Annotated in this window: 6 protein-coding genes; all 6 read left to right on the top strand. The window is 52.1% G+C overall.

The features are described 5' to 3' along the window. Positions 1-928: DUF6792 domain-containing protein (locus tag AACT07_RS22070; RefSeq protein ID WP_069530062.1), on the top strand; the 928-nt coding region annotated here is incomplete at its 5' end. A gap of 77 nt (positions 929-1,005) precedes the next feature. Beyond that, the gene (locus AACT07_RS22065) at positions 1,006-1,707 is read left to right on the top strand and encodes an ankyrin repeat domain-containing protein (protein WP_069530060.1); all 702 of its coding nucleotides are present in this window, start codon (positions 1,006-1,008) and stop codon (positions 1,705-1,707) included. An 82-nt stretch (positions 1,708-1,789) separates the two neighbouring features. Beyond that, complete coding sequence (locus AACT07_RS22060; protein WP_069530059.1) at positions 1,790-2,491, top strand: ankyrin repeat domain-containing protein; 702 nt, start codon at positions 1,790-1,792, stop codon at positions 2,489-2,491. Positions 2,492-2,676: 185 nt separating this feature from the next. Beyond that, positions 2,677-3,618 carry a DUF4123 domain-containing protein gene (locus AACT07_RS22055; RefSeq protein ID WP_139123938.1) on the top strand — a complete coding sequence of 314 codons (942 nt, stop codon included), beginning with the start codon at positions 2,677-2,679 and terminating at the stop codon, positions 3,616-3,618. 3 nt (positions 3,619-3,621) lie between these two features. Beyond that, a complete protein-coding gene (locus tag AACT07_RS22050) occupies positions 3,622-4,539 on the top strand; it encodes a DUF4123 domain-containing protein (protein ID WP_069530057.1) in 918 nt (305 codons plus the stop codon). 327 nt (positions 4,540-4,866) lie between these two features. Next, a partial coding sequence (locus AACT07_RS22045) for a DUF6531 domain-containing protein (RefSeq protein ID WP_253182291.1) occupies positions 4,867-8,644 on the top strand: 3,778 nt, incomplete at its 3' end.

Raw genomic sequence — 8,644 nt, 5'->3', positions numbered from 1 at the left:
CAAGCTGCGCTATCAGGCGCGTAAACAATTATCCGAGCGCGCCGCCAAGGTACCGGGATTGGCAGATGCCGGTAAACGTCTGGGCTTTAACAATGACAGTATCCTACGTGCTGAGGCTGCGCAGTATGTCTATGCCGTTGATGAATTTAATCGCGGTGCGCTAACTGACTTGCCTGCAGCACCCGTTGGACTCGAGCTGATTGATACAAAAAAAATTCCTGGTTTAGAGGCGGCCGAATTTACTGATAAAGAGAGCGGATTTGGAGCGGCTTTATTTAAGTCCTCTGTCAACAACGAAACCATGCTCACCTATCGGGGCACCAACAACCCGGTGACCGGTAAAATGGATTGGATGACGAACATTGCTCAAGGATTAGTTGGAGCAGAAACCAAACAATACAATAAGGCGATGGATCTGGCTCGGCAAGTGAAACTTGCAGTGGCTTCGCCATCCTCACCGCTTGTGGCAGTTGGCCACTCATTGGGTGGAGGGTTAACTTCAGCTGGCGTTGGTGTTACCGGAATACCTGGGTATACATTCAACGCTGCCGGTTTACATGCCAATACCGTCAGCCGAAAAGGGGGGCTGCCGTTGGATAAGATAGGGGAGCTGATCACAACTCAGGCGGTGGACGGTGAGGTGCTTACCATGGGACAAGGGTTGGGAAAGCTGGCCGTCCCCACTCTGTTTGCCGGCATTGGCAGTGCGATAGGGGGCTCGAGCGGGGCTGCTGTTGGTGGTGCCTTGGGAAGCCTGCTGCTGGCAGGAGGGGCGCTCCCCCCTGCTGCTGGCAAGATGTTACCCTTGCCCTCGCAAGGGGGAAACCCCATAGCTCGCCACGGTATGGATCAAGTGATTGCCGGGATTGAAGGGCAGAAGAGTGAGGATATCGGTACCATTACCAGCAAACTTGGAGGAGTAAAATGATATGGGTTTCTCGTTTGAAAGTACTCTGCATAGGAGTGCTGGGTTTGTTATCAGCATGCCAAGTGGGAGGAAACAGTATGCAGGCCAGTGAGTTTTTTCCTGCACCAGTTGTCAGCGTGCTGGATGCTATTCAGCGTGGCGATGAAACGACGGCGCGCCGGTTGATTGCACAAGGAGTAGATCTCAATATTAGAGATACAGAAGCCCCGGGAGCAACGCCATTGCTTTGGTTGATCAACACTAAAGATGAAAAAGCCATTCAGCTGGCGTTGAAATTGGGGGCAGATCCTAATTTCAAATTTGGTACTGGTGGCAATTGTGTTGCTATGGTCGCCGGCTCTAAATACCCCAACTTACTAAGAATGATGCTGGATGCCGGTGGCGACCCTAACTCACTTAGTGGTACTAAGGAGCCAGCCATTTTCAATGCGATCGGTGAGGCGCGTTGGGCTGATATCAAGTTATTGGTGGAACGTGGTGCAGATCTTAATTTGACTGATGGTCCTGGCCGTAATAGTGCGTTATATGGTGCATTTATCAATCAATATGAAGTTGTCTACTGGTTGTTACAGCATGGCGCCGATTTTAGGATACGAGCTGCTGTAGGCGCCGATCTGGCCTACATCGTAGAAGATAGCTTGTCACTGATGGATAAGTCCTCGCCTCAGTACCCTTGGGCGCTCAAGGTGAAACAGTTTTTGATTGACCAAGGTGTGAAATTTCCCCCGTTGACACCTGCTGAAGTACGCGAACACTGGGCCAAGGGTGAGAAGGTCTAACTTGAGGTCGAGATACTGTCTGACGAGTTTCTGGGGCACCATACTGAGCATGTTATTTGCGTGCCAAGTAGGAGGGAAAAGTATGCAAGCCGATGAGTTTTTCCCTGCCCCAGTAGTGAAAGTTCTGGAAGCCATTCAGCGTGGTGATGAAACGACGGCGCGCCGGTTAATTGAACAAGGTGTTGATCTCAATATTAGAGATATAGAGCCTCCGGGAGCAACTCCATTGCTTTGGTTGGTCAACACTAAAGATGAAAAAGCTATTCAGCTGGCGTTGAAACTGGGGGCAGATCCTAATTTCAAATTTGGTACTGGTGGCAATTGTGTGGCTATGGTCGCCGGCTCTAAATACCCCAACTTACTAAGAATGATGTTGGATGCCGGTGGCGACCCTAACTCACTCAATGGTGATCATGAACCTGCCATCTTCAATGCTATCGGTGAAGCACGTTGGGCCGATATCAAGTTATTGGTGGAACGTGGTGCAGATCTTAATTTGACTGATGGTCCAGGTAGTAATAGCGCATTGTATGGCGCCTATATCAATCAATATGAAGTTGTTTACTGGCTGTTACAGCACGGAGCTGATTACCGGATGAGAGACAGCGGGGGCTCTGATTTGGCTTTCTCGGTGGAAGATAGCCTGTCACTGATGGATAAGTCATCACCACAGTATCCTTGGGCGCTTAAGGTGAAACAGTTTTTGGTAGATAAAGGTATTAAATTCCCTCCGTTGACGCCTGCTGAAGTACGCGAACGTTGGGCCAAGGGTGAGAAGATATAGTGATGTGAGACCAATGGGGCAGGAAAGACTGCCCTATAACCTCGACATTGAAGGTAATGTTTTCTGTGACTTCACCGACACCATACACCCACTCTCATTATCGCTCTTCTCATCACTAAGTTATTTGTCATGTTTAGATGTGATAAATACCTCCAATTAATTTAATAACTAGGCAATCGGTTCTAATGTCATTACCTATATTCGACATAGTCAGGAATGAGGCTGCCAATGTATATGCCATTATTGATGTCAGTAGGTTCGATGGCTGCATGGCTTATTGGAAAACTCTGTATCGACAATGCCAAGAAGAGTGGCGGCTATTGCCCAATGACTATGGTGTGCAGTGCTATCCGGTTACTGAATTACTATTGCTTTCTATAAAAGAAGGTTCAGCAACAGAAAGCCTGTTGTTATGGCTTTTATCCCATCAACACTACCCTGGTACGGGGGTTGTGTTGTTCACGGCAACAGCCGAAATAGACGACATACAGCAAGCTTGCTTACATCGTCATACTTGTGTTTATCCCGATGGTCGGCATTTCTTCTTCCCCTTTCATGAACCGGCTACGCTAAAAACTTGGCTGTCAATGGCAGATGTGTCAATGAGGCAGAGGTTTGAATCTCCTTTTGGGAAGATATATATTCCCGAAGTAGTCGATACATGTTATTCAAACTCACAGTTTGAGTGTATTAGTATGTCAGTTTCGGCTCAAAATATACCGTTGCATGTATATGAAAACAGGTTGAGCACCGAGGCTTATCGCGTACTGACCAACCAAGCGCGTTACCAATATTTGACCAAAGCTTTATTCGTTAGAGCCAGTGAATACTATCCATTTTTGCTGGATATAACATGGCTAGAGCAGCGTTTCATAAGCGGTATTCTTTTGGCAAATGAGTTTTATCCTGCTGCATCTGAAGATGAGTGGGAGTCCTGGTCGGCACACTGCTGGATCATAGGTTCGGATTATTATCGGCACCCTCAGTTTATTAAATTGGTTTCTCACTATTCGTTATCGATGGCCATTAAAAAATTCAAAATGGATGCCGCGCTGGTCAGTGATTCACGGACCCACTTCCATCGACGTGAATGGATGTTTGGCCTGGCTGACGACAAAGGAGCGTAAGACGTGAAGGCAAAAAAGGTGATGATATCTGGCAAGTATCAGGATGATGAGTTGCAGCAGTTGCTTGATGGGCAAGGTTTGTTCATGTTTGCCGAAGCGGCCATCAACGAGGCTGTGCCTAGCCTGGCAGAAAAATGGGGCGGTAGCCTTGAGCAGACCAGGTTGTATTGGGGAGAGACGGGAAAGCTGCATAGCACTATTTCCCCTTATCTCATCCCCGTTCATCGACGAAATTGGCCAGAACTCCAGCGCCTTGTCATCCATCAACCAGGCTGGGGACTGCTGCTACAACTCGACTGGTTCATGTTGGCCTATACGCCGCTACAACAGTTGCAAGCATTACTGGCACATCTGCGCCAGTGGTCCTGGATAACAACCCCTGAAGATGAAACTGCCATCTTGCGGCTCAGTGATTGGCAGGTGGTCAAACCCCTCTTGATGGCAAGCTCCCCTGCTGAGACCACTGCGCTGTTTGGTCCCATCGCCACCATCATTGATATGTCACCGGAGGGGAGTTGTGAGTATCTCCAGATTATTGACCGGGTCGAACATGACCTCGCTGGGCATGCACCGCAACAGTTATCACCCGTACAGTGGACTGCATTGAACTCGCTGTCAGACAGCATTGCACACGATGAGTATGCCGCACATATCCAGGCGCATCATCCGGTGGTTAAGGGGTGGCAACCAGAGCAATTATTCTCTTTTATCAAAGACGGCGAACAAGAGGCGTTCTCCCATGGGTTCAAAAATCAGCAGGATGTCATTCGCTTCTTGAGCCTAAAGCTGGAAATGCCTGCGGAATTTATGGCGCTTCCCTGGGCAAAAAAAATAATGGCTGAACCGGCTGAATTAATTGGGCAACAAAGCCGCATGGACAGGTTATTTGAGCAAGCACTTTGCGTGTTGGATAAGGGATAGGTTGAGGGAATCATGAATAAAAATAAAACAGCCAGTTTGCTGTCCAGTGATGAAGCAGCCAAAAAGAACTTCTCAACCGATAACATCATCTCAGGTGGTTGCGTAAAATGTGGCTGCGAAGTGATTATTCATTATCACTATGATGATGGTAAACCTGTTCCCAATGCACCGTTTGTACTGACCGACAGTAACAAGACTGTTATAAAAGGAAAAACGGATAGCAAGGGGCTGTGTCGAATTTATGATATGGGGTGTGGCACCTTCGAGTTGTTATTGGAAGAAGGAAGTGACGAATTTAAACCCAAGGAAACGCTACAAAATAACCCAGTGTTTCAATCCAACCCCGCTTATGCTGCGTTGGCAGGTGAATACTTCACACTGTTTCTCATTTTGCGTCAGCAAGGATTGATTGAGTATGACGCCTCTGACAGTGATGCAGATGAGGTGGATGTCGATAACGTCGGCATGCTCGGTGGAATATTCAATAGTGTCCCGGATAAGTACAACCAGGCTTACAAGCGCTTTTGGGCACTGGATAAAAAAATTAACAAAGGCAGCCGCGAGCTTAAAGTAGCGGTCAACAAGATACACCACAGTCTTGCTGCAGAATTGGGTGACAAGGCCAGTAGTAATGAAGCGGTGCTCCTGGTGTGCGAAGTGTTGCTCGGATTTGTGCCAGTGGTTGGTCAGGTCATCGACCTCTACTCCATTGGTGAGTGGGGTTATGACACTTACAAAACACCGGCCAAGCTGGGTGATAATCTGCATGTGGCCGACGGCGTCTTGAACCTGATTGGAGTGATACCTGGCTTTGGGGATGCCATCAAAATCAGTGGACGAGCCATTATCAGGGCATTGGGGGATGTGAAAGAAATCCAGAAGGCGATACGAATTATTCGTAGTCTTTCCAATGGCAATCTGATTAAAGGGCTGATGAAGCTGCGAGCCGAGATAAAGAAATATGGTCAACAAGCCAAAGCCATTTTGCAGCAGGTGATTGCAGCATTGAAAAAAATGCTGATAGACCCTGCCAGCAACCGCTGGCTAATTGCCATGATGAAGGAGCAAATCACCGGGATTATCCATGCACTGGCAAAACTCTCGGCAAAATTTGATGCATCCCTTGCCTATATCGCTGCGAAATTTGACGAGTTTATTGGCAAGGTTGTGACACGTGTCACCGGTTCACCTAGGGCTAAGGGGCGAGCCGAAGTGCCAGAAGGCTTTAATGCCGGTCGCAACAAGGGCGAGGGACATGATGCAGGTAAACCACCCGCCGAAAAGACCCGCGCCGGGCAGGCAGATGGTAATAACTGTGCCGTGTCAAAAAATACACAATGCGCTAGTGACCCGGTCGATATGGCCACCGGTTTCGTGTTTGAACAGCGCGAAGATTGGCGCCTGGCCAGCTTGTTGCCAGTCGGATTGGCCCGTTACTACCGCTCGGGTGGGCAACGTCGTCCGGGTATTCTGGGGACTCTCTGGCGCACGGAATGGGATATGTCGCTGGAGCTGCAAGAGGGCATGGTCATCTTCACCGATGGCGAGTTCAACCAGGCCTTCTTTACCCTGCCTGACGAAGGTGAGTGGGCACACAGCCCCTCCAACCCGGAGTGGCGGTTGACCCGCTTCAAAGGGCTGCTGCAACTGCACCATCTGGATGGTCGTCGTTATGGCTTCGAGCATGCCCGTGGCCCCCACCTTTATCTCACATCCATGAGTGATGCCAGTGGCAACCAGGTACGTTGGGTGTGGGAGCGGGGCCGCCTGGTGCGCATCTTGTTGGCCGATGGTCGCCATATTCGGGTCAGCCATCAGGGGCGCAACGTCTCTGCGCTTACCCTGGTGGTGTCGGAGTTTGACCCACCTCGTGAGCTGTCCCGTTATGAATATGACGACAGCGGCGCCTTGCTGCGGGTCAGGGCGGGTGCCGGACGCAGCTTTGATTACCAATACTCACCGCAAGGGTGGCTCATCCGTTGGAGTGATCTAGCCCAAACCTGGGTCGAACACGACTATGACTCGCAAGGCCGCTGTCTGGCCAACCGCTGTGCAGGCGACTATTGGAAAGACCATTTCCGTTATGATGATGCCAATCTCACCAGCTATTACCACAGCGCTTTTGGTGGCGTCACCGCCTATGTGCGCGATGAGCGCAACAATATCCTGCTACGCCGTGAGCCGGATGGCGGCGAGACCCGCTTTGAATGGGTGAACAATCAGTTGACTGCACTGGTTAACCCCCTGGGTCAGCGCACCGAGTTTGAACGCAACGCGTGGGGTCAAGTGACGTGCGTGACCTTACCCGATGGCAGTGCCCACCGTTATGGCTACGATGACGCGGGCAGGCTGCTGGCCTATATCGACCCGCTCGGTCAGCCTTGGCAATACAGCTATAACCCTCAGGGGCTCGTTGAGGCGGTGACTAACCCGCTGGGTCAGTGCTGGCGTCATGAATATACTCCTCAGGGCTTGCTGGCTGCGGTGACCGACTCGGTTGGTCAGCGCAGCCAGTGGCATTATGGGGAGCAAGGCTTGCCGGTTCGTTACGAGCCAGCTAACGGCGTTCCCTGGCGGTTTGTCTATGACCAGCAAGACCGTCTGGTCGCCCGTTATCAGGAGGGTGAACAAGGTGCTTTGGTACGTCGCTGGGAGTATCGTCACCACGCTCGGCAACCCAGCAAGGTCATCTATGAAGATGGTACCGAGAGTCGCTTTGATTACGACATCGAAGGCAATCTGGTTCGGCTGACCGATGCGCTGGGCCATCACCACCAACTGACCTATGGCGCCTTTGACAACCTTCAGAGCGTAACCGACCCGCTGGGTGCCACTACCCGCTATCACTACAACGCCGAGAGCGATTTTGCCGGTGTCACCAACAGTCAGGGGCATCACTGGCACTATGAGTTTGATGCCTGCGGCCGGGTCGCAACGGAAGTGCACTATGACGGGCGTCGCTATGACTACCGTTACGATGTGGCGGGACAGTTAATACTGCGCCGGGCACCGGATCATCGCGAGCTGCACTATCACTATGATGTGTTGGGGCGACTGGCTCGAATTGAAGCCTGGCGAGCCCAGGGCGAGCATAGTGACCCGACGGCGAGGGCAAAAGAGAGTGAAACCCACTTTGCTTATGATGCCGCCGGTCGTCTGCTGCGGGCCAGCAACGCCGATGCGGTGGTGGAATACGAGTGGGATGCACTGGGCCGGGTGGTCTGCGAGCGCGTCAATGGCGAGACGATAGAGAGCCATTATGGCGAGGCGGGCCAGCGTGAGGCCATCACCGGCTTGCTGGCGCCGCTGGGGCTGTCCTGGCAGCAAGGGCGTCTGACCCAGCTCACCGTGGGTAGCCGCCAGCCCCTGCAGTTTGCTCACGACCGGCAAGGGCATGAGCAGGTGCGTCAGAGCGAGGCCGGGTTTGCCCTCAATCAAGGGTGGAGCTCCACCGGGCTTTTGCTCTCTCAATCCCTGGTGCCAGCGAGTGGCGCTGTGCCAGACACTCTGTCGCGTCATTACCAGTATGATGCCCTCGACCGGCTGGTTGGGGTTAACGACAGCCACTGGGGTGAACAGGGCTGGAAGCTCAATGGCAACGGCCAGGTGGTGGCCGAGCGCAGCAAGCGCGGTCACGAGCGTCAGGCTCGGCTATTTGGTTATGACAGCGAGCTGAACCTCTGCGAGCTCTCCCATATTCTGCCAAGCGATGGGCAACCGCTGTCCAGCCAGCAGGCGCAGGCCGAGCCCCTGCGCCGTTATGACGCAGCGGGCAGGGTCAGCCAGATAGGGCCCAATCAATACCGCTACGACAAGTGCGGTCGGCTCAGTGAGAAGGTGGTATCACGCCCCGGTTTCCGGCCTCAGACCACACAATTTGAGTGGGATGGCTTTGACCGCCTGCAACGGGTCATCCTGCCAGATGGTAGCCGCTGGCGTTACCGCTACGACCCCTTTGGTCGGCGTATCTGCAAGGAGCGGGAGGGTCAGGTGAGCCAACTTACCGCAATAACCCGCGTCCACTATCGCTGGGACGGTGACCAGCTGGTGCAGCAACAAAGCTACCGGGCCGATGGCAACGCCGCCCGTCAGGTGCAGTGGGTTT

The organism is Aeromonas sp. ANP5 (genome assembly GCF_963870295.1).
GTDB classification, from domain to species: Bacteria; Pseudomonadota; Gammaproteobacteria; order Enterobacterales; family Aeromonadaceae; genus Aeromonas; species Aeromonas veronii.
Note: the sequence above shows the minus strand (reverse complement) of the source record. Positions and strands in the feature narration are given on the sequence as shown.

Coding starts and splice junctions, on each gene's coding strand:
- AACT07_RS22065 (WP_069530060.1), top strand. CDS start 1,006: ATGCAGGCCAGTGAGTTTTTTCCTGCACCAGTTGTCAGCGTGCTGGAT.
- AACT07_RS22055 (WP_139123938.1), top strand. CDS start 2,677: ATGTCATTACCTATATTCGACATAGTCAGGAATGAGGCTGCCAATGTA.
- AACT07_RS22060 (WP_069530059.1), top strand. CDS start 1,790: ATGCAAGCCGATGAGTTTTTCCCTGCCCCAGTAGTGAAAGTTCTGGAA.